This window comes from Frankia sp. EI5c, assembly GCF_001636565.1.
Lineage (GTDB): Bacteria > Actinomycetota > Actinomycetes > Frankiales > Frankiaceae > Parafrankia.
Window position 1 is genome coordinate 56,615 of record NZ_LRTK01000052.1, and the last position, 20,235, is coordinate 76,849.

Annotated in this window: 14 protein-coding genes and 16 pseudogenes; 1 reads left to right on the plus strand and 29 read right to left on the minus strand. The window is 72.2% G+C overall.

From position 1 onward, the window contains the following. Nucleotides 1–143: 143 nt before the first annotated feature. From UG55_RS39655 to UG55_RS19645, 17 genes and pseudogenes are all read right to left on the minus strand, one after another. Nucleotides 144–636 (minus strand): annotated as a pseudogene (locus tag UG55_RS39655) (tRNA (guanosine(37)-N1)-methyltransferase TrmD); the annotation flags it as partial. Nucleotide 637: 1 nt separating this feature from the next. Next, nucleotides 638–754 (minus strand): annotated as a pseudogene (locus UG55_RS39660) (tRNA (guanosine(37)-N1)-methyltransferase TrmD); the annotation flags it as partial. Nucleotide 755: 1 nt separating this feature from the next. Beyond that, nucleotides 756–835: pseudogene (locus tag UG55_RS39665) on the minus strand (tRNA (guanosine(37)-N1)-methyltransferase TrmD); the annotation flags it as partial. A 1-nt stretch (nt 836) separates the two neighbouring features. Continuing rightward, nucleotides 837–933: pseudogene (locus UG55_RS39670) on the minus strand (tRNA (guanosine(37)-N1)-methyltransferase TrmD); the annotation flags it as partial. Between the two features lie 260 nt (nt 934–1,193). Then, entirely contained in the window at nt 1,194–1,826 is a 633-nt protein-coding gene (gene rimM, locus UG55_RS19610; protein WP_066071251.1) for a ribosome maturation factor RimM, read from the minus strand. 33 nt (nt 1,827–1,859) lie between these two features. Continuing rightward, the gene (locus UG55_RS19615) at nt 1,860–2,093 is read right to left on the minus strand and encodes an RNA-binding protein (protein WP_006544182.1); all 234 of its coding nucleotides are present in this window, start codon (nt 2,091–2,093) and stop codon (nt 1,860–1,862) included. Next, on the minus strand, nt 2,094–2,534 hold the full coding sequence (gene rpsP, locus UG55_RS19620; RefSeq protein ID WP_066071254.1) for a 30S ribosomal protein S16: 441 nt from the start codon (nt 2,532–2,534) through the stop codon (nt 2,094–2,096). A 299-nt stretch (nt 2,535–2,833) separates the two neighbouring features. Next, a pseudogene (locus tag UG55_RS39675) lies at nt 2,834–3,477 on the minus strand (signal recognition particle protein); the annotation flags it as partial. 1 nt (nt 3,478) lies between these two features. Further along, nucleotides 3,479–4,292, minus strand: a pseudogene (locus tag UG55_RS39680) (signal recognition particle protein); the annotation flags it as partial. A 1-nt stretch (nt 4,293) separates the two neighbouring features. Further along, nucleotides 4,294–4,338 (minus strand): annotated as a pseudogene (locus UG55_RS39685) (hypothetical protein); the annotation flags it as partial. A 1-nt stretch (nt 4,339) separates the two neighbouring features. Beyond that, nucleotides 4,340–4,383 (minus strand): annotated as a pseudogene (locus UG55_RS45565) (hypothetical protein); the annotation flags it as partial. A gap of 479 nt (nt 4,384–4,862) precedes the next feature. Further along, nucleotides 4,863–6,128, minus strand: coding sequence for a signal recognition particle-docking protein FtsY (gene ftsY, locus UG55_RS19630; protein WP_066071257.1), 1,266 nt, complete (start codon nt 6,126–6,128; stop codon nt 4,863–4,865). Between the two features lie 102 nt (nt 6,129–6,230). Next, the coding region (locus UG55_RS39690) for an AAA family ATPase (RefSeq protein WP_242424802.1) at nt 6,231–6,870 on the minus strand (640 nt) is incomplete at its 5' end. A 1-nt stretch (nt 6,871) separates the two neighbouring features. Continuing rightward, nucleotides 6,872–9,597: pseudogene (locus UG55_RS19635) on the minus strand (chromosome segregation protein SMC); the annotation flags it as partial. Between the two features lies 1 nt (nt 9,598). After that, a pseudogene (locus UG55_RS39695) lies at nt 9,599–9,786 on the minus strand (hypothetical protein); the annotation flags it as partial. Nucleotide 9,787: 1 nt separating this feature from the next. After that, nucleotides 9,788–10,022, minus strand: a pseudogene (locus UG55_RS39700) (AAA family ATPase); the annotation flags it as partial. A 1,074-nt stretch (nt 10,023–11,096) separates the two neighbouring features. Further along, entirely contained in the window at nt 11,097–11,408 is a 312-nt protein-coding gene (locus UG55_RS19645) for an acylphosphatase (RefSeq protein WP_066071265.1), read from the minus strand. A gap of 33 nt (nt 11,409–11,441) precedes the next feature. Here UG55_RS19645 and UG55_RS19650 point away from each other — a divergent pair, with 33 nt between their 5' ends. Then, on the plus strand, nt 11,442–11,819 hold the full coding sequence (locus tag UG55_RS19650; protein WP_066071319.1) for a hypothetical protein: 378 nt from the start codon (nt 11,442–11,444) through the stop codon (nt 11,817–11,819). 220 nt (nt 11,820–12,039) lie between these two features. On the opposite strand, the gene UG55_RS19655 is transcribed toward UG55_RS19650, so the two are convergent. The 12 genes and pseudogenes from UG55_RS19655 to UG55_RS19700 all read right to left on the minus strand — a co-directional run. Next, on the minus strand, nt 12,040–12,813 hold the full coding sequence (locus UG55_RS19655; protein WP_066071322.1) for a DUF2786 domain-containing protein: 774 nt from the start codon (nt 12,811–12,813) through the stop codon (nt 12,040–12,042). 213 nt (nt 12,814–13,026) lie between these two features. Then, a complete protein-coding gene (gene mutM, locus UG55_RS19660) occupies nt 13,027–13,953 on the minus strand; it encodes a bifunctional DNA-formamidopyrimidine glycosylase/DNA-(apurinic or apyrimidinic site) lyase (protein WP_066071268.1) in 927 nt (308 codons plus the stop codon). 119 nt (nt 13,954–14,072) lie between these two features. After that, a pseudogene (locus tag UG55_RS39705) lies at nt 14,073–14,451 on the minus strand (putative dsRNA-binding protein); the annotation flags it as partial. A gap of 1 nt (nt 14,452) precedes the next feature. Then, nucleotides 14,453–14,816 (minus strand): annotated as a pseudogene (locus UG55_RS39710) (ribonuclease III family protein); the annotation flags it as partial. Nucleotides 14,817–14,968: 152 nt separating this feature from the next. Then, nucleotides 14,969–15,886: pseudogene (locus UG55_RS19670) on the minus strand (phosphate acyltransferase); the annotation flags it as partial. Then, entirely contained in the window at nt 15,810–15,980 is a 171-nt protein-coding gene (gene rpmF, locus UG55_RS19675) for a 50S ribosomal protein L32 (protein WP_066071280.1), read from the minus strand. The pseudogene UG55_RS19670 and the gene rpmF, both read right to left, overlap by 77 nt. Then, entirely contained in the window at nt 15,980–16,564 is a 585-nt protein-coding gene (locus tag UG55_RS19680; RefSeq protein ID WP_066071325.1) for a DUF177 domain-containing protein, read from the minus strand. The genes rpmF and UG55_RS19680 overlap by 1 nt, the downstream gene beginning before the upstream one ends. Nucleotides 16,565–16,787: 223 nt before the next feature. Further along, nucleotides 16,788–17,540, minus strand: coding sequence for a hypothetical protein (locus UG55_RS19685; protein ID WP_066071283.1), 753 nt, complete (start codon nt 17,538–17,540; stop codon nt 16,788–16,790). A 156-nt stretch (nt 17,541–17,696) separates the two neighbouring features. Further along, nucleotides 17,697–18,185: a pantetheine-phosphate adenylyltransferase gene (gene coaD / locus UG55_RS19690; protein WP_066071286.1), complete on the minus strand. Its 489-nt coding sequence runs from the start codon at nt 18,183–18,185 to the stop codon at nt 17,697–17,699. Next, nucleotides 18,182–18,268 (minus strand): annotated as a pseudogene (locus UG55_RS46030) (16S rRNA (guanine(966)-N(2))-methyltransferase RsmD); the annotation flags it as partial. The pseudogene UG55_RS46030 and the gene coaD, both read right to left, overlap by 4 nt. Nucleotide 18,269: 1 nt before the next feature. Then, nucleotides 18,270–18,739 (minus strand): annotated as a pseudogene (rsmD, locus tag UG55_RS19695) (16S rRNA (guanine(966)-N(2))-methyltransferase RsmD); the annotation flags it as partial. Between the two features lie 7 nt (nt 18,740–18,746). Next, a partial coding sequence (locus UG55_RS19700) for an ATP-dependent DNA helicase RecG (RefSeq protein WP_128423086.1) occupies nt 18,747–20,235 on the minus strand: 1,489 nt, incomplete at its 5' end.

Consider the following 20,235-nt stretch of genomic DNA (forward strand, 5'->3'; position numbering starts at 1 on the left):
CCAGCCATCAGGCCAGTCACGAGGTCGGCCAGCGACGGAGTCGGTCATGAATCGGCGGACACCGCATCCTACTGTGCCACACGTGCGCGGTGTCCCGTCGACAGGCCCCACCGCGAGCGCCCCACGCCTTGGTGCCAGCTCCGTCACATGGTGTCGTCGCCGGCGTCCGGGACTGGACCCGCGCCCTCACCGGAGGCCACCACCGTCGCGCCTCCCGCGGTCGCGCCCACCTGTGCCGGGTGCCCGGCGGTACCCGCCGAGGGTGTCCCCTCGGTGGCCGGCCGGTCCGCCAGCACCGCACGGTCAGCCGCTGACAGCTCGATTCGTTCGAGCAGCTCCGGGCGCCGGCGACGAGTTCGCAGCAGCGCGGCGTCCCGGCGCCACCTGGCGATGGCGGCATGGTCCCCGGAGCGCAGGATCTCCGGCACCGGGCGGCCCTCCCAGACCGGCGGGCGGGTGTACACCGGGCCTTCCAGGAGACCGTGGGCGAACGAGTCATCGGTGATCGACTCGGCGTTGCCGACCACTCCCGGCAACAGTCTGGTGACCGCCTCGACGATGACCAGCGTGGCGGCCTCCCCGCCGGCAAGCACGTAGTCACCGATGGAGATCTCGTCGTCGGCCCAGGCCTCGACCNCCCGACCGTCGATGCCCTCGTAGCGGCCGCAGCAGAAGACCAGCCAGTCCTGCTCCGCGAGTTCGGCGGCGTAGCGCTGGGTGAACGGCACGCCGGCCGGGGTGGGAACCACCACCCNTGGGCGCCGCGAAGGATCACGCTCGCCGATGGCCCGCAGCGCACTGTCCCAGGGCTCAGGCCGCATGACCATTCCGGGCCNGCCCCCGTAGGGCGAGTCGTCCACCGTGCGGTGGACGTCCTGGGTCCACTGCCGCAGGTCGTGGGTGTGGATGTCCACCAGGTTCCGGGCCGCGGCCNGCCCGACCAGGGCCAGGTCCAGCGGGCGCAGATAGTCCGGAAAGATCGTCACGACGTCGATGCGCATCCGCTGCCTTCGTCGGAAAGTGGTTACGACCATCCGCCGGGGCGCACTCCGACACCGTGCACACCAGCCACCCCGCCACCCCGCACATCAGCCACCGGGCCGGCCGGGCGCCACGCGGACACGTCGGCACAGCTTGGACACGGGTGCTCGTCGTGGACACAGGTGCGCGTCGTGCGCCGACACGCCGACGGATCAGTCGAGGTCGAGCAGGCCAGGAGGCGGGTCGACGACGATGCGGCCCGCCGCCGGATCGACGGTGGGCACGATCTCCCGGACGAAGGGGATCAGATACTCCCCGCCGCCGGAACGGCTGATCGCCAGGATCTCCCCGGCGGGCGAGTGGATGACGTCGACGACCTCGCCAAGCGCGGCGCCCGCGGACGTCTGAGCCCGCAGCCCGACAAGGTCACGGTCCCACCACAGGTCGTCGGTCTCGTCCTCGTCATCGTCCCCCACGGGGGGACCGGACTCGTCGGAGTCGATGGTGAGCAGGGTGCCGCGCAGTGCCTCCGCCGCGCCGCGGTCGGCGACTCCGTCGAACCGGACGAGCAGACGACCGGAATGCCACCGCGAGCTCGCGACCCGGAGGACCGACGCCGCGGACAGGTCGGCGGAACCCGCCGGACCGGTCCGCGCGCCGGGATCGCTCCCGGCGGTGGGCACGGCCGCGGCCGCCGAACCAGCCGGACCGCCCGGACGCTGACGACCCAGCACCGCGCCGGGCGCGAAACGCCGCTCGGGAAGATCCGTCCGGACGTCGATGGTCACATCGCCGCGGATTCCGTGCGGACGCCCGATCCGCCCGACGATGACAGGCTCACCCATGGCCAGCCCGCCTACGGACGGTGCGAGCGGACACTAACGGTCCACGTCGACGACGTCGATCCGCAGACCGCGACCGCCCACACCGCCCATCACGGTACGCAGTGCCCGGGCCGTCCGGCCGCGCCGGCCGATGACCTTGCCGAGGTCGTCCGGATGCACCCGTACTTCCAGAGTCCGGCCACGCCGGTTGCTCGACAGATCGACCCGGACGTCGTCGGGATAGTCGACGATGCCCCGGACGAGGTGTTCGAGCGCCGCCTCGAGCACTTACTGCCCCGCGGCCGACTCTGCGGACGCCGCCTCGGCGTCGTCAGCGGCAGCCGACTTCTTGGCCTTCTTCGGGGTCGTCGCCGGCTTGTCGTCCGCGGCGGCAGCGGCCCGCGCGGCCTCGGCGAAGACCTCGCGCTTGTCGACCTTCGGCGCGGGGAGCCTCATCGGCGGGGGCGCGGGCAGCCCCTTGAACTTCTGCCAGTCACCGGTCACCTTGAGGATCGCGAGAACCGGCTCGGTCGGCTGGGCACCCACGGAGAGCCAGTGACCGACCCGGTCCGCGTCGACCTTGATGATGCTCGGGTCGGACTTGGGGTGGTACTGCCCGATGGCCTCGATGACCCGGCCGTCCCGCTTCGTGCGGGCGTCGGCGACGACGATGCGGTAGTGCGGCTCGCGCATCTTGCCGAGGCGCTGAAGTTTGATCTTTGTTGCCACGGTGGTCGTACGGCTCCAGACATATCGATGACCACCGGAACGCCCGGACAAACCGTGACGCCCCGGAAGCGGGAGAACACCGCCGTCAACGAACCGCCACGGAACGGGCCTCCGGGAACAACCACTCCCCGAGGGACCCACGCGACAGCGGCCACGTCGACGCCGGCAGGCAAAGCCTGTATGACCCTACAGTCTGCCAGATCACCCGGCCGGACCGCCTCCCGGGCATCGAAGACGCTCGTGGCGGCCCGGGCGCGGGCCGATATCCGGGAAGCCGTCACGCCGACCGCGGCCGGCCCTCAGCGGCCTGGACGGGGCCCCCGAGGCGGCTTCACGCCGCCCCCGAGGCCGTTCTGCTGGAGAAGGGCCGAGAGATCGGGCATGCCCTCCATCCCCTGGCCCCCCGGGCCGAGCGCGGGCGGCTGGTCCTGCGGCGTACGGCGATCCTGGGCCTTCGCCGCCCGCGCGGCGGGGTTTCCGCTGCGCCGCGCGCCCTTGCCCTTCTTGGCCGCCTTGCGGGCCTGCGCGGACTTCCCCCGGCCCATTCCGGGGATCAGGCCCGCCCCGCCGGCCATCTGCCGCATCATCTTGCGGGCCTCGCCGAAGCGGTCCAGCAGCTGGTTCACCTCGGTGACCGTGACACCGGACCCGCGGGCCACCCGCGCCTTCCGGGAAGCCTGGAGAATCTTCGGGTCCTGCCGCTCGGCCGGCGTCATGGACCGGATGATGGCCACCACCCGGTCGAGGTCGCGGTCGTCCACCTGGGCCAGCTGATCCTTGATCTGGCCCATGCCGGGCAGCATTCCGAGCAGGTTGCCGATCGGCCCCATCTTGCGCACGGTCAGCATCTGCTCGAGGAAGTCCTCGAGCGTGAACTCGGCGCTGACCATCTTCTGGGCCATCGCCTCGGCCTGCTCGACCTCGAAGGCCTTCTCGGCCTGCTNGATGAGGGTGAGCACGTCGCCCATGCCGAGGATGCGGGAGGCCATCCGCTCGGGGTGGAAGACGTCGAAGTCCTCCAGGCCCTCACCGGTGGAGGCGAACATGATCGGCGCACCGGTCACCCGGGCCACCGAGAGCGCCGCGCCACCGCGGGCGTCGCCGTCGAGCTTGGTGAGCACGACGCCGGAGAAGCCCACCCCGTCGGCGAACGCCTGCGCCGTGGAGACCGCGTCCTGGCCGATCATCGCGTCCAGAACGAAGAGGATCTCGTCCGGCGAGACGGCATCCCGGATGTCGGCGGCCTGCCGCATCATCTCCTCGTCGACACCAAGCCGGCCGGCGGTGTCGACGACCACCACGTCGAAGACGTGCCGGCGGGCGTGGGCGAGCGCGTCGCGCGCGACCCTGACCGGGTCACCGACGCCGTTGCCGGGCTCGGGCGCGAACACCTCGACTCCGGCGCGCTCACCGACGACCTGGAGCTGGTTCACCGCGTTCGGTCGCTGCAGGTCGGCGGCGACGAGCAGCGGCGTGTGCCCCTGGGAGCGCAGCCACCGACCGAGCTTGCCCGCGAGCGTCGTCTTGCCGGTTCCCTGCAGGCCCGCCAGCAGGATCACCGTGGGCGGCGTCTTGGCATAGCGCAGGGTCGTGGTGCCGCCGCCCAGGATGGCGACGAGCTCCTCATTGACGATCTTGATGACCTGCTGGGCGGGGTTGAGCGACGCGCTCACCTCAGCGCCGCGCGCACGCTCCTTGACCGCCGCGACAAAGGCACGGACGACCGGCAGGGCGACGTCGGCCTCCAGCAACGCCACCNGGATCTCGCGCGCGGTGGCATCGATATCGGCGTCAGTCAGCCGCCNCCTGCCGCGCAGCGACGTGAAGACCTTGTCGAGGCGGCTGGAAANGGTGTCGAACACGCGCACACACTCCGAGATCGCAGACGGACCGCAGCTACCAGCGNACGCATCACTCGCTGATCCGGAAGCGGGGCCCAGCCGACCGGGTGCGCCGGCCCAGTCCGGCGAGGCGTGCCCGCACGGAACCCGGCACGACGCCGACCGGCTCCGCCCTCTGCGCTGAGGAGGGCGAGACGCCTCGCCGGAGGCCCACATACCCGACCGAGAAACCCTGGTCGGGACGTTGATCGCGTCCTGGCGCGGCTGCCAGCGGATCACGGTGGACCCGCACACGCGGCAAGCGTAGATCCGCGTCCGGTCCAGGGGAAGGGCACCGACCCGAAGAAACTGTGGTCCCCGCGTCCCCGCGTCCGCGCGACCAGCTCGCCCCGATCGCCCGCCTCGGTTCCAGCGACCAGGCCCGGTTACGCAAGCCTGGCCCGGTTACCTCAGCCTGGCCCGGTTACCTCAGCCTGGCCCGGTTACGTCAGGCGGGCTCGCCCAGCAGCGCGTCGACGAACGCCTCGGCCTCGAACGGGGCCAGATCGTCCGGGCCCTCGCCCAGCCCGATCAGCTTGACCGGCACCCCCAGCTCCCGCTGCACGGCGATCACGATCCCGCCCTTGGCCGTCCCGTCCAGCTTGGTCAGGACGACACCGGTGATGTCGACCGCCTCGGTGAAGACCCGCGCCTGGGTGAGCGCGTTCTGGCCGGTGGTGGAGTCCAGCACCAGGAGGACCTCGTCCACCGGGCTCTGCTTGCCCACCACTCGCTTGATCTTCGACAGTTCGTCCATCAGGCCGACCTTCGTGTGCAGTCGACCGGCGGTGTCGACGAGTACGGTGTCGGCCCCGTCGTCAATCCCGCGCCGGACCGCCTCGAACGCGACCGACGCCGGGTCGGCGCCCTCCGCGCCACGCACGGTGGTCGCACCGACCCGGCCACCCCAGGTCTCCAGCTGGTCCGCGGCGGCGGCGCGGAACGTGTCCGCGGCGCCCAGCACGACCGAGCGGCCGTCGGCCACGAGCAGCCGGGCGATTTTGCCGCAGGTTGTCGTCTTGCCGGTGCCGTTGACACCCACAACCAGCAGAACCGCCGGCCGGTCCGGCGCCGAGGTCCGCAGCGAGCGGTCCATGGTGGTTCCCACCTGGGCGAGCAACTCGTCCCGGAGCATGGCGCGGGCGTCGGCCGCGGTGCGGGCGCCGAGAACCCTGGTGCGCTCGCGCAGCGCGTCCACCATCTCGGTGGTCGCCGCGACGCCGACGTCGGCGACGAGCAGGGTCGCCTCGACGTCCTCCCACGTCTCCTCATCCAGGTTGTCCCCGGACAGCAGCGCCAGCAGCCCGCGGCCGAGGGCGTTCTGGGAGCGGGCGAGGCGGGCACGCAGCCGCACCATCCGGCCCACGGCCGGGGCCGGCACGTCGAGGGGGGCACGGGGGGCGATGATCTCCGGCTCGGCCTCGGGCGCGGCCAGGCCGCCGCCCGGTGCTCCGTCGCCGCTCGGACCGACCTCGCCCGCCGGCGCCGCGGCGCCCGCCCCGGGACCCGCGATCTCCCCGGGCACCGGTGGGGCGGTACCGGAGGTTCCCGTGGCGGCACTCGGTGGGACGGCGCCCGTTTCCGTGCCTGTCGGGCTCGGCGCGCGCCGGGTCAGGCCCGGGCGGGAGCGCCCACGCAGGGCGCTGCCGGCGACGAGGCCGACGACACCCAGCAGGGCAACGGCGATCAGGACGATGAGGATGACCAGCTCCACGACACGATCCTTACAGATCGCGCCGCGACCATCGCCCGTCCACCCCCGGCGCCACCGCGAACGGGTCGGCCCGATCGCGTGGTTCCGGCACCCTGACCCCGGTCAGGCGGAGGCGCGGGCGCGCAGGCGCTGGCTGATCACCGTGGTGATGCCGTCGCCCCGCATCGAGACCCCGTAGAGCGCGTCGGCGATCTCCATCGTGCGCTTCTGATGGGTGATGATGATCAGCTGCGACTTCTCCCGCAGGCCCTCGACGGCGTTCAGCAGCCGGCCCAGGTTGCGGTCGTCCAGGGCCGCCTCGACCTCGTCCAGGACGTAGAACGGCGAGGGCCTGGCCCGGAAGATCGCGAGCAGCAGGGCCAGGGCGGTCAGCGACCGCTCACCGCCCGACAGCAGTGACAGCCGCTTGACCTTCTTGCCGGGCGGCCGCGCCTCGACCTCGATGCCGGTCGTCAGCATGTCGTCCGGATCGGTCAGGACAAGCCGGCCGTCGCCGCCCGGGAACAGCGTGGCGAAGACAATCTCGAACTCACGGGCGGTGTCGGCGAACGCGGTGGCGAAGACCTCGCGGACGCGGGCGTCGACCTCGTCCACCACGAGCAGCAGGTCTCGCCGGGTGCTTTTCAGGTCATCCAGCTGGGTGGACAGGAAAGCCGCTCGTTCCTGGAGCGCGGCGAACTCCTCCAGCGCCAGCGGGTTGATCTTCCCCAGCCGGGCGAGCTGTTTCTCCGCGCGTCCCGCCNGGGCCAGCTGCTCCGCCCGGTCGAACGGTGTCGGCTGGCCCTCCGGCTCGTCGGGCGGTACCAGGACATCGGGACCGAACTCGGCGATCAGGTCATCCGCCGCGACCCCGTGCTCCTCCAGGGTCTTGGCCTCCAGTGTCTCGACCCGCAGCCGCTTCTCCGCCCGGGCGAGTTCGTCCCGGTGCGCGGCGTCCCGCAGGGTGGCCAGCTCCGTCGCCCACCCACGGACCTGCTCCCGGATGCCGCCGAGCTCGCTCTCGGTCTCCCGGCGGGCGTCCTCGGCGGTCTGCCGTTCCGTCGCGGCGGCGGCCAGGGAGCGCTCCAGGGCGGTCAACGCGGTGTCCGCGGCGGCGGCGAGGGCGGCCGCGGTCGCGGACTGGCGTTCACGCACCTCGCGGCGGCGGGCGGCGGCCGCCCGCGCGGCCCGTTCGGTGGCCGCGGCCCGCATGAGCGCGTCGGCGCGACCGTGCAGGCCACGCACCCGCTCCTCGCTGGTCCGCACCGCCAGCCGGGCCTCGACCTCGGCCGCGCGGACCGCCGAGGTCCCCGCGACAAGTCGGTCGCGCTCGTCGTACGAACGCTCGCCGACGTCCGGCTCGGCGGAACTGGCGGCGAGTTCACCCTCCAGCTCGGTCAGCGCGCCGTACGCCCGGTCGCGGGCGGTCTCCGCCGCGAGCCTGGAACGCTCCAGCCGGCTGATCTCACCGGCCGCGGAGCCACGCGTCCGTTCGATCTGGGCGAGATGTTCGGAGAGCGCGCGATGACGCGCGTCGGCTCCGTGCCGCTCCGCGAGGGCGGCATCGATGGCGGCTCGGGCCCGCTCGACCTCCGCCCGGGCCGGGCCGAGTTCCTCGCGGGCCGTCTCCCGGCGGGCCAGCGCCTCGATGGCTCCCCGGTCCGCTTCGTCCGCGGCGGTCTGCACCTCGAGAACCGACGGCGGGGTGGCACTGCCGCCCACCGCGCGGCGTGAACCCACGACGTCACCCTCCCGGGTGACGACTGTCAGGTTCGGGTGGCCGGCGAGCACCTGCCCGGCCACATCGAGGTCATCTGCGACCACCGTCCGCGCGAGAAGCTCCCGCACCGCCGGTTCGTAGCGCGGATCGGCCACCGTGACCAGGTCGAACGCTGACACCGCACCGGCCGGCAGATCCACCGGTTCGGGTTCGCCCGGGCCTGGTTGATCTGATTGTTCTGATTGTTCTGCCCCGTCCGGCCGTTCCGGCCCGTCCGGCCGTGCTGGCCACGGGGGCTGGTCGGCCGCGACGAGCGCCGCACGACCGGCGTCCGCGCCCCGCAGCCAGCGCAGCGCGGCGAGCGCGTCCGCGGGGGACCCCACGAGGAGGGCGTCGGCGGCCGGCCCCAACGCCGCCGCGATCGCCGACTGCGCGCCGGGCGACACGGTGACGAAGCTCGCCAGCCGCCCGATGATCTCGATTGAGGGGTCCAGCGGAGGAAGCTCGACGGCCACCTCGGCGGCGTCCCGGCGAGCACCGCGCTGGCGTTTCCGGCCTCCGCCCCCGCCTCCACCCCCGCCACTGCGACCGGGCTGGCGTCCGCCGTCCGTCTCGGCCAGCCCCTCGGCCACCACCCGGTCAGGCAGAGCGGCCTCCACCGGGCCGGGTTCGACCGCGGCGCGCAGCAGTGCGCCGGCACCGTCGGCCGGGGCGAGCGACAGCTCCAGCGCCTCGCGGCGAGCCTGCCAGGAGGCCCGGTCCCGCTCCGCGGCGCGCTCGGCGTCGCGGAGGACCTCCAAGCGCTCGTTGGCCGCCTGGTGCACGGCGACCGCCTCGCTGTGCCGCTCCGCGAGCTCGCCCCGCGCGGTCTCGATCCGCGCCAACTCGGTATCGAGAGCGGAGCGGGAACCGGCGGTCTCCTCGTCCCGGGCATGGGCATCCGCCAGCGCCTCGGTCATCCGGATGATGTCCGCCTCGGCGGCCGCGGCGCGCGACCGGGCAGCCTCCACCCGCCCGGCGAGACGAGCGAGGCCCTCGCGATGGTCTGAGGCAGCCTTCGCCGCCGCGAGCAGAGCCTTCTCCTCGTTCGCCAGCAGCGCCTCGAGGGACGCGCGGCGGGTTACCACCTCTTCGAGGGTCTCGCGATCCAGCTCCAGGCGTTCGGTCAGCGCGAGCTCCTGCTCCCGGACCGCGACCGCCTCCTGCTCCAGTTCGTCGGGATCACGACCGCTGCGGTGATCCTCGGCGGAGCCGAGCAGCCGTGACCGCTCGGCCGCGAGGGATCTGCTTCCCCGCAGTCGCTCCCGGACGGAGGCGAGCCCGTACCAGGTCTCGGCGGCCTGGGCCGCGCGCGGCACGGCTTCGGCGAGCTGTGCCTCCAGCTCCGCCTCCCGACGCTGCCCGTCAGCCAGCACCCGTTCCGTGCGTGACACGCGGGCCCGCAGGGTCTCCTCGTCCGCCGCGTCGGAGGCGATGGCGGCGCGGGCGGCGGCGAGGTCATCGGCGAGCAGGCGCAGGCGCGCGTCGCGCAGCGCCGCCTGGATCACCCCGGCCTTGCGGGCTATCTCCGCCTGCCGGCCGAGTGGGCCGAGCTGCCGCCTCAGCTCGGCGGACAGGTCGGTGAGCCGGGTGAGGTTCGCGGCCATCGCCTCGAGCTTGCGCAGCGCCTTTTCCTTGCGCTTGCGATGCTTGAGAACCCCGGCGGCCTCCTCGATGAACGCGCGACGGTCCTCGGGGCGCGCGTGCAGGACGGCGTCAAGCTGCCCCTGCNCCACCACGACGTGCAGTTCACGACCGATGCCCGAATCGCTCATCAGCTCCTGGATGTCCAGAAGCCGGCAGGTCGTGCCGTTGATGGTGTATTCGCTCTCGCCACTGCGGAACATCAGCCGGCCGACGGTGACCTCGGAGTACTCGATCGGCAGCGCGCCATCGGAGTTGTCGATGGTCAGCAGGACCNCGGCGCGGCCCAGCGCGGGACGCGAGGGGGTGCCGGCGAAGATGACGTCGGACATCGTGCCGCCGCGCAGCGCTTTGGCACCCTGCTCACCAAGCACCCAGGCGATCGCGTCGACGACGTTGCTCTTGCCCGAGCCGTTGGGACCGACCACACAGGTGATCCCGGGCTCGAGTTGCAAGGTCGTCGAGCTCGCGAACGACTTGAAACCCCGCAGGGTAAGACTCTTGAGATGCACCGGGCTCCGGGCGGCGGAGGGGACGAAAAGCCGTTGCCGGACCGGCGGTGACCGGACCGGAAAAGAATCAGTCGATGTTCGACCCGCTCATGGTACCCAGCCGCGCCTCAAACCCCTCCGAGGCACCCCGCACGCGGCGTGGAGACCCCGCATGTGAGCAGGGTCCCACACAGCGCACGCTACGCACGGGCGGCGCCCCGTGCCCGCCGAGCACCAGCCCTCCCGCGCCGGGCATACCCGAACAGGGGTACACGCGGGGCAGGAGAAAGCCCGCCCGGCAAGAGGTCGGAGACCCTCGCCGTGCTCGACTGTGCATAGGGGGCACCTTAAGTGCCCGGATGTGTAGGTAACCGCGAGTTCGACCAGCTCGCCTCAGGTGAGCGCGGGCTCGACCTCGAGTTCCCGGACGTCAGCGGGGACGTCGACCCCGTCGACGAGTGCCTCGTTCACCGCCNGGACGCGCGTGAGCTCAGCCTCGAGCTCTGCTACTCNGGCGCGAAGGCGTCGTACCTCGTACGAGAGACGCATGTCGCTGCCAGAACCGACGTGGCCGAAAAGGGCCTTCGCCATGGTGATGGTCCTCCACGATGAGTGACCTAGTGGGATGTTGGGAGCGACGAGATCAGAAGGATCGGAGCGCGCCCCAGAGAATGACCTAAGAATCCCACGTCAGGCGACCGAAAGTCAAGAGCATGCCACAAGGCTCAGGCCCGGTCCGCCGAACATCAGAATATCCAAACCGCGGCACGGCCGGCGGGACACGTCACCCGGGACCAGATGCGGCGGGTTCGTCCACCCTCTGCATGTGGCGTGTTCGACACGTGTACTTGTTCCGCGGCTGTCACCTCGCCACGATCGGGCCTCCCACCAGCCACGATCATGCCGACGACACAGGGAAACCGGCTCCCCCCGCGGCGACCGGGGACACCGGTGATCGACTTCCGGTGCTGTGATCGCATGGTCTCGTTGAGCAAAAGCACACTTACGTCAACGCGGCCTTCTCTGTGAAGTTCGACTCTGTTCGTGCTCACGACGCCGCGGATTGCCCGCCAGTTCAATCGACACGTCTGCGCGTCAGCGCCGAAGGAACCCAGCCAATCCACCCCTCGGCTCACTCCACACATGATCGACGCGATCCGTACGCCCTGGGGTGTGCCCGGTGACGAGTAGCTCGAGCAGCGCCTCGCAGTCGCCCCTGGGACCCTCGGCGATCACCGCAACCGCACCGTCCGGCAAATTCGTGGCAGACCCGACGAGACCGAGACGACGGCCCTTGGTACGGACATAGTCACGGAACCCGACACCCTGAACCAGACCTTCGACCCGGGCGGTGAGGCGGACCACGTCCCGGTCGCAGGCGTCCTTCGTCGCGCGAATCTCGTTCATCGGAGCGGTAGGGTACTAGCCATTGTGGACACCATGTACATCGAGAGCGCGCAGCTCAACAGGGGCACCGAGGCCACCGTTCGCACGGTGCCGGGGCAGGGGACGCCGTCGAACTGCACCACCACTGGTGACCATGTGCGCACGCCTGGGCGATCAGGTCGGCGCCGGTCGCTGGCGTGCGTGGCCGCGGTGTGTTCGATGGGAACCGCACTCCTCCTTTCCGGCTGTGGGCAGAACTTCGAGCAGGACGGCGGGGTCATCCCGGTTCCGCACGCCAGCACCGAGGGCGTCCGCACCGTGACACCGGCCCCGGTACCGTCCGAGGAAGTCATCGGCCCGGGTTACGCGCCGCCCCGCGGCGAGCGCCCGACCCAGACAGCAGTACCCAACCTTCCCGGCGGCAAGTTGTAGGTGGGGTCCGAGTCGGCGTGACCGCCGCAGTCACGCCGACCATCCGTTCCAACCGGCGGTCGCTCCAGGCACGTGAGCGGCCGCTTCTCGCTTCCGCGGCCGCAGGCCCGTTCCCGCCCGGTGTGCCTGGTCGGGGTCCTCGCTGGATGCGTTCCGACCGGTCTCATGCGTTCCTGACAGCGTCGCGCGGGCGGCCGATGCCAGCGAACCCGCAGCGGGGTCAGCCGATCTCTCGCCGCGCTCGCTGCCGGCCCGGCATCCGCCGACCCTCCCCCAGATCCGCCCGCTGACCAGCCTGGTAGCCGTCTCGGCCACCGGAGCCGGAGAGCTGCCGCGCCCGGGTCGCGCGCAGCCGCGGGTAGACCCTGGCGAGATGCGCCTCGACGAGACCCTCGCGGCCGGCCAGCACCACCGCCACGGACCGCCGCTCGCCTGCCGCACCGACCCCGGCGGCCCGGCCCGCGCTCTCGGCCCTTCGCCGGGCGGTCTCCTCCGCGAGCGCGAGCCTGTCCCGCACGGCGACCGAGAAGCCCGCCATCCAGGACCTTCGGAAGGCCCGCGGATCCTCCCAGACCGGTGGGCTGGCCGCGGCCAGCCCGTGCGCCTGCTGGACGAGCAGCGACGTGTACAGCATCTGGACGCGCTCGATGTCCCCAGCCATCCCGAACAGGTGCGCGGTGTGCACCGTCGCCGTGCCGGCACCGGCCGGGGCCGGCATCGTCCGGTGCACCAGGCGGCACCCCAGCGGGTCCGCCACACTGGCCAGCAACGAGATCTTGTCCCGTGCGTAGGGCGCGTCGATTCCCATCACGACATCTCCGGCGACGGCACCCGCCGGAGCGGCGTCCTCGATCAGAGCCCGGTCGATCCCGTACTGGGCGATCAGCTCCGCGGCCTTGGCGTTGTAGTTCTCCCGGGCCGCTTCCGGCAGGCCCTCGGCCTCCGCCATCGCCAGCAGCTTGCGCACGCGGCCGAGCAGAGCGTCGGGATTCATGGCGCCTCCGTCCACGGTCCTCCTCCGGACTGGATACCAGATGAGGACACCGTCCTGAGGCCTCGCCGAACCGGGCACGACCTGTCGTCAGCTCCCGGTCACGGCCATGGACGAGGCTGAAGCGGATAGACCACACGATCCTCGATCAACAGGATCGTGGATGACACGACCCGCAGATCACACAAGCCCGCGGATCGAACGTACGTTCGAATACTACCACCGTGCCCGGCGTGGCTGCGGCTGGCACACCGGGCAGGTGAAGCTGGAGCGGTTCATGAACGCGTCCCGGCGGATGGCCGCGGCACAGCGGGAGCACTCCAACCCCCCGCGTCCGTATACCTGCAAGGACCGTTCGAACAGTCCGCTGACCCCCTCGGTGGAGACATACAGCCGGTCGAAGGAGGTTCCTCCGGCTGCCAGCGCGGCGGTCATCACCGTGCGGACGGCCGCCAGCAGCCGGAGCGCCTCGGGGCGCGAAACCGTCTCGGTGGGACGCGCGTAGTGCAGCCGGGCGGCCCAGAGTGCCTCATCCGCGTAGATGTTGCCCACGCCGCTGATCAACCTCTGGTCGAGCAGTGCGCGTTTGAGACCGGTGCGGCGCCGGCGAAGGGCGCCGACGAAGCGTTCGTCGTCGAACTCGGCGGCGAGCGGATCGGGCGCGATGTGCGCGATCGGCAGTGGCAGATCCGCCCCGGGGACCACAGCCAGGCCACCGAACGTCCGCTGGTCGACGAAGCGCAGCTCGCGCCCTTCATCGGTGAACCGGAACCGGACCCGCAGATGCGTCTGGTCGGGGCTGTCCCGAGGGACCACCAGGAGCTGCCCGCTCATGCCGAGATGGCCGAGCAGCGCCTCCCCGGCACCACCCGCCGCGCACTTTTCGCCGGTCTCGCCGGTCTCGCCGGTTCGTGCGCTCCCGGTGCCCGGTTCGGGCCGGGAGAGGCCGAGCCACAGGTACTTCCCCCGCCGGCGCGAGGTCAGCACCGCCCGCCCGGCCAGCGCCGCGGCGAAGTCATCGGCACCGGCGTCGTGGCGGCGGACCGCCCGCGGATGACGCACCTCGACACTGGAGATCGTGCGACCGACGACACCGCGTTCCAGCCCCCGCCGGACGACCTCGACCTCGGGCAGTTCAGGCAAGGTGGGTCAGCACGCCGGTCACGAGGCAGCTCGCTTCATCGGGCGCCGCCCGCCCCCGCGGCGGAGTCGCCGACGGCGAGACCGGCCACCGCGCCGCCCGCCGCGGCCTGCTCCGGCCNGCCGGTCGACGGGTCGCCCCCGGCCGCCTCGGCGGCGCGCTTCTCCAGCATGGCGAAGGCCGTCGCGGCGGCCCGCTGCTCGGCTTCCTTCTTGCTGCCGCCCTCGCCCTCGCCCAGCACCTCACCCGCGACCCGCGCGAACGCCGTGAACCGCTTGGCGTGATCCGGACCGGCTTCGGTGACCGCGTAGTCGGGCGGGCCGAGCCCGAGCAGCGCCGTCTGCTCCTGCAACGAGGTCTTCCAGTCCAGCCCCGCGCCGCGGCCGGCAGCCTCGTCCAGGAGCGGATCGAACAGCCGATGGACGAAACCGGAGGCCACGTCGAGACTGTTGGAGAGGTAGACCGCTCCGATCACCGCCTCCAGCGTGTCGGCGAGGATGNTGGGCTTGTCGCGCCCGCCCGTCGCCTCCTCGCCCCGCCCGAGCAACAGGTAAGGACCGATGCCGGCCGGGCCGATACGCCGGGCTACCTCGGCGAGCGCGCGCATGTTGACCACCGAGGCACGCTGCTTGGCGAGCTGACCCTCAGGAAGATCCGGGTGACGGCGGAACAGCGCCGCGGTCACGATCAGTCCGAGCACGGCGTCGCCGAGGAACTCCAGCCGTTCGTTGGTGGGCAGACCGCCGTTCTCATACGCGTACGACCGGTGGGTCAGCGCGCGGTCGAGCAGATCGGGATCGACGTTGACCTGGAGAGCGTCGACCAGCCCATCCCGCGGCGGCGGAACCGACTGCCCCCGGCTCATCAGGACAGCCCCGCCAGCTCCCGGCGACGCCCGACCAGCGTCGCCATGGCCTCACGAACCGATCCGGCGAGACCCGCGCGCACCGCGCCGGCCGCCGCGCCGACGGCCGCCGGCAACGCGCCCGGCCGTCCCTGGAGGGCCGCGGACGGCCNTCCCACCTGGACGGCCACCCCGTCCACTCCCAGCACGGTCATTCCCCCCTGATCTTCCGGACTGTCCACCCGGCGCTCAGCCGGTGTCGTCCCACTCCGCGACTGTCCGACATACGGCCGCAGTGCGGAGAGCACGACATCGCCGGTGAACCCGTCGGTGACGACGACATCGGCGCCCGCCCCGGTGGTCAGCAGGTCGGCGGTCACCGGGCCGACGAAGTTCAGCCCGAGTGAGGCCAGCAGGTCCGCGGCCGAGCGGCGTAGCGGGTCGAGCAGTGCCGGCCGCGCCGACAGCAGTGCAACCCGCGGGCGGTCGACTCCGTGGCGGACCCGCGCGAAGGCGGCGCCCGCCAGGGCGAACTGAGCGAACTCGTCCGCGGTCACGTCGACCGAACCGCCGGCGTCACACAAAATCATCGGCGATTCCGCGGTACCGAGCCGGACCATCGCCGCGGCCCGGGTCGCGCCGGGCAGCAGGCCGAAGGTGAACCGCGCCGCGGCGAGGACGGCCTCCGACGGCGCGACCGACACCATCGCGTCGGCCCGTCCGTCCCGGACCAGCCGGGCCGCGACTCGCACGCCACTGTCCCGCCGCGCCCGCACCTCACGCAGGGCCTCGGCCCCCGCCTCGATTCCGCGCGACGCGTTCACCAACTGGACGCGGCCACCGGCGAGCAGGCCTCGTGCGGTGATTCCGGGCTCGACCACCGCCGTGGGCGCCACCACGGTCAGGGCCACCCGCGGATCACTGCCGAGTGCCGCGGCCAGTTCGTCGAGGAGGCCGTCCGGCGGCGCGACGCCCTCCCCGATCAGATCGACAGCGATGCGCACCACACCGTGGTCAGACGTCGAGCACCTGGCGGTCGTTGTAGCGGCCGCAGGTCGGGCACATGGTGTGCGGGCGGATGACGTGCCCACGGGAGCACTTCGACAGCGTCGGCACCTTGGCCTTCCACTGCGCGCGACGAGACCGGGTGTTGCTGCGCGAGGTGCGCCGCTTCGGGACGGCCACTAGTCCTTCTCCTTGTTCTCGGTGGTGGCGGGATCCTCGACGAGGCCGGACAGCGCCGCCCATCTCGGGTCCTGCCGGGTGTGGGAATGGTCTGGGCCGACCTCGTCGAGACGAGCGCCGCAGTCGACGCAGAGACCTGCGCAGTCCGGCCGGCAGACGGGTGACAGCGGAAGGCTCAGCACCACCGCGTCCCGCACGACCGGCTCGATGTCAGCATGATCATCGACGAGGATGCCGGTGTCATCCTCGTCGTCGCCCCCGACAACCCGGTCGGGGTAGTAGAACAGCTCTCTGATCTCGACGGACGCCGTGTCGGTGACCTCTTCCAGACAGCGGCCGCACTCCCCGGCAAGCGGCACGGTCACGACACCGCTCACCAGGACGCCCTCCATGACCGACTCGAGCCGTAGATCGAGGACGACAGCGGCGCCGGCGGGCACACGCAGCATCTCGGTACCGAAGTCCGAGGGCTGGACGATCGTGGTCTCGACACGACGAAGTGAACCCGGCCTCCGGCCGAGCTCCCGGGTGTCGAGCACATAGGGACCCTTGGGGGCGCGCCGACGGGCTCGTTGTGTGGTCATGGCGGTCACAGCAGATGTTCTCACGTCGCGGTCGTTGCGGGGCTGACCAGGGAGCCGGGACACCGGTCGTACCGACCCGGAGATCAACCGCCCTGATCCTCCCGACCACCGGTGGAAGCCGGTGGGACCCGCCGGCGCCTCCGCCGGCCGGCCCGGACCCGGCATGGTCAGCCCGGATCCGGTCGGAAGTGCGTGCCCACGTCGTGGGGCACGGACAACCAGCTTATCCGATCGGTGCTCCGACCCCGGAAGTCAGTCGGACATGACCCGTCAGGCCACCGCGCGCGGCCGGGACGCCGGCCCAGCGCTCACCGGGGGACGCGAGGGTGTCGTCGATCCCACCCGGCGACATCCGGGCACCGCCCAGGGGTCCGGCGCCCACGTGATCGCCCACGTCACCGCTCATGTACAGCTCGGCCTCGCCGACGGTCACGGGCGCGGGACCGGACTGGAAGGCCCCCGCCGAACCGACCGGACCGACCGGACCGGCGGGACCGACCGCGCTGGCCCCGCCGGCGCCGCTCGCCGCCGATCGCGAGGCGAGCCGTTCCCGCCCCCTGGTCACCGAGGTCAGCGTGCGGTCGAGGAGCTCCTCGAAGCCGGCCAGCTTCCCGTCGACGTAGGAGTCGATCTGCCGGCGCATGTCCTCGGCCGCCTGCCGCGCGGCAGCCGTGATCGCCGCCGCGTCCGACTCCGCCTGGACCACCACGGCGCTGCCGGAGGCCAGCCGGACGCTCTCCCGCCGGCCGTCGGCGACGATCGAGGCCGCCCGACGATGTGCGTCATCGATGATCGCCTCGCTGTCCGCCAGAATCCGGTCGGCATCCGCGAGCCGCTCGGGCAGCCGCGCCCGCAGATCCTCCAGCGCCTCGAGCATCTCGGCCCGGTTGAGCACGCAGGACGCCGTCAGCGGCATCGCCCGCGCACCCTCGACCAAGGAAATGATCAGATCGAGGCGCTCAACGAGATCATCCATGCCCGGTAGGTTACGACCGGCAGACGGGGCACCCGATAACGACACTCCGTTATCGCACGCGGACGGACCGCGTCATCCCAGATGTCCGAATTCCGGTTGCGCCGGCGCGGCGGTGACGCCACGCATCCGAACCCGGGGCCCCCGCACCGCGCGCCGCTACGAGCCGGAACGGTCCCGCAGGCCCTTGAGCACCACGTCAGGCACCAGCCCGGAGACCTCACCGCCGTAGCGGGCCACCTCCTTGACCAGACTCGACGAGAGGAACGCGTACTGCGGGTTGGTGCTCATGAACAACGTCTCCACCCCGGCGAGGGAATGGTTCATCTGCGCCATCTGAAGCTCGTAGTCGAAGTCGCTCACCGCGCGCAGCCCCTTGACGATGGACTGAATCCCCCGCACGCGGCAGAAGTCGACCAGCAGGCCATGCGACGAGTCGACGACGACGTTCGCCGGGGCGGCGGGGTGACTGCGCACCGCCTCCCGGATGAGGTCTATCCGCTCGTCAACCGTGAACAGGTTGGCCTTCGACTTGTTGATCAGAACGGCGACGACGACCTCGTCAAAGAGCCGGCTGGCTCTCACGATGATGTCGAGGTGACCATTGGTGATGGGGTCGAACGATCCGGGACAGACTGCCCTCCTCATGATCGACTACCGTACCAGAGGACCCCCTCTCCGTACCTGCGCTCACGGAGCGCCACAAATCCATCAGGCCAGGTCACAGGCCCNCCCCGAGCGGCCCGCTCGACGACGCAGACACCACCCACCGTCACCCATCCGCCGCTGGCCAGCCGGTCGAGCACGCTGCCCAGCTCGGCATCGGGCAGGGCATAGGGCGGATCCAGGAAGACCACGTCATAGGGATCGGCCGGCGGCGACTCCACCACCCGGACGACCGGGGAGCGCACCACCTGCGCGCCCGGCAGCCCGAGCGCCTCGACATTGCGATGCAGGACCCGGACGGCAGCCGCGTCCCGGTCGACCAGCAGGACGTGCGCCGCCCCGCGGGACAGGGCCTCCAGCCCCACCGCGCCCGACCCGGCGTACAGGTCCGCCATCCGGGCACCGTCGAGATCGACCAGCGTTCCGAGGGTGTTGAACAGGCCTTCCCTCGTCCGGTCCGAGGTCGGCCGGGTGGTCCCCCCCGGAGGCACCACCAGTCGTCGCCCACCGGCACTGCCGCCCACGATGCGTGTCACAGCCGGGTCAGCCCTTCTCCAGGAAGGCGGCGCTGGCCTCGTCGAGGGCATCCGCGAGCCGCCGGCGCAGCGCCGGCAGCGTGTTGAGCTCGGGATCCTCGGCGACGATGTCCGTGGCCTCCGCGCGCGCGCCGAGGATCAGGTCCTCGTCCCGCAGCAGTTCCAGCAGCCGCAGGGAACGGCGACCGCCGGACTGGGCCGCACCCAGGACGTCCCCCTCCCTGCGCTGGGCCAGGTCGAGCAGGGCCAGCTGGGCACCGTCCGTGGTGGAGGCGACGGCGCGCAGCCGCTCGGCGGCCGGGGCGGTCGCATCGACACAGGTCTGCAGCAGACAGACCCCCGGCGCGCGGCCGCGCCCCACCCGGCCGCGAAGCTGGTGCAGCTGGGAGACACCGAACCAGTCCGAGTCCAGCACGATCATCACGGTGGCGTTCGGGACGTCCACCCCGACCTCGATCACCGTGGTGGCGACGAGGACGTCCACCTCGCCCGCGGCGAAGCGGGTCATCACGTCCTCCCGGACCGCCGCGGGCATCCGGCCGTGCAGGCCCTCGACCCGCAGGCCGGCAAGCTCGCCCGCCACCAGCCGCGGCAGCGTCTCGGTGACGGTCGCGCCGACCCGCTCGCCCTCCCGCGAGGCGTCCCCCGCATCCCCCGCTCCCACCCCCGCGGACGGAGCGGTCGCATCCTCCGGGCCGGTGCCCTCGCCGACCCGGGGACACACCACGTAGGCCTGGTGCCCGGCGGCGACCTCCTCCCGCAGCCGGCCCCACATCCGCGCCATGAACGCCGTGTTCACCGCGGGGACGACAAAGGTGGAGATCGGCGAGCGGCCGGCCGGGAGCTGGTTGAGCACGGAGACCTCAAGGTCACCGAAGACCGTCATCGCGACGGTCCGCGGGATCGGCGTCGCCGTCATGACCAGCAGATGCGGCGGGCGCCGGCCCCGGGAGCGCAGCTCGTCCCGCTGCTCCACCCCGAACCTGTGCTGCTCGTCGACCACGACCAGTGCGAGGTCGTGGAAGGCCACGTCGGCGCCCAGCAGCGCGTGGGTGCCCACGACCAGCCCCACGCTGCCGTCGGCGATCCCGGCGAGGATCTCCCGCCGCGCCCGGGCGGGTGTCGAACCGGTCAGCAGCGCGACCCGGGTGGCCGGGCCGTCCACCCCGAGCTCCCCGGCCCGGGCGCGGTCGCCGAGCAGGCCCAGCAGGCTCCGGTGGTGCTGGGCAGCGAGGGTCTCGGTGGGGGCCAGCAGGGCCGCCTGGCCCCCCGAGTCCACCGCGGTGAGCATGGCCCGCACCGCGACCACCGTCTTGCCGGAGCCGACCTCCCCCTGCAGGAGCCGGTGCATGGGAAAGGGCTTGGCCATCTCGGCCGCGATGGTCGCACCCACCGCGAGCTGCCCGTCGGTGAGGTCGAAAGGCAGCGCCGCGTCGAACGCGCTGAGCAGCCCGCCGGTGCGGCCCGGTCGTGGCTCGGTGGCGACGAGCTCCGCC

Bases quoted from the DNA above. Each gene is read 5' to 3' on its own strand.
- coaD (WP_066071286.1), bottom strand. From the start codon at position 18,185: ATGAGGAGGGCAGTCTGTCCCGGATCGTTCGACCCCATCACCAATGGT.
- rimM (WP_066071251.1), bottom strand. From the start codon at position 1,826: ATGGGTGAGCCTGTCATCGTCGGGCGGATCGGGCGTCCGCACGGAATC.
- UG55_RS19645 (WP_066071265.1), bottom strand. From the start codon at position 11,408: ATGAACGAGATTCGCGCGACGAAGGACGCCTGCGACCGGGACGTGGTC.
- UG55_RS19680 (WP_066071325.1), bottom strand. From the start codon at position 16,564: ATGACCACACAACGAGCCCGTCGGCGCGCCCCCAAGGGTCCCTATGTG.
- UG55_RS19650 (WP_066071319.1), top strand. From the start codon at position 11,442: ATGTACATCGAGAGCGCGCAGCTCAACAGGGGCACCGAGGCCACCGTT.
- UG55_RS19655 (WP_066071322.1), bottom strand. From the start codon at position 12,813: ATGAATCCCGACGCTCTGCTCGGCCGCGTGCGCAAGCTGCTGGCGATG.
- UG55_RS19685 (WP_066071283.1), bottom strand. From the start codon at position 17,540: ATGGATGATCTCGTTGAGCGCCTCGATCTGATCATTTCCTTGGTCGAG.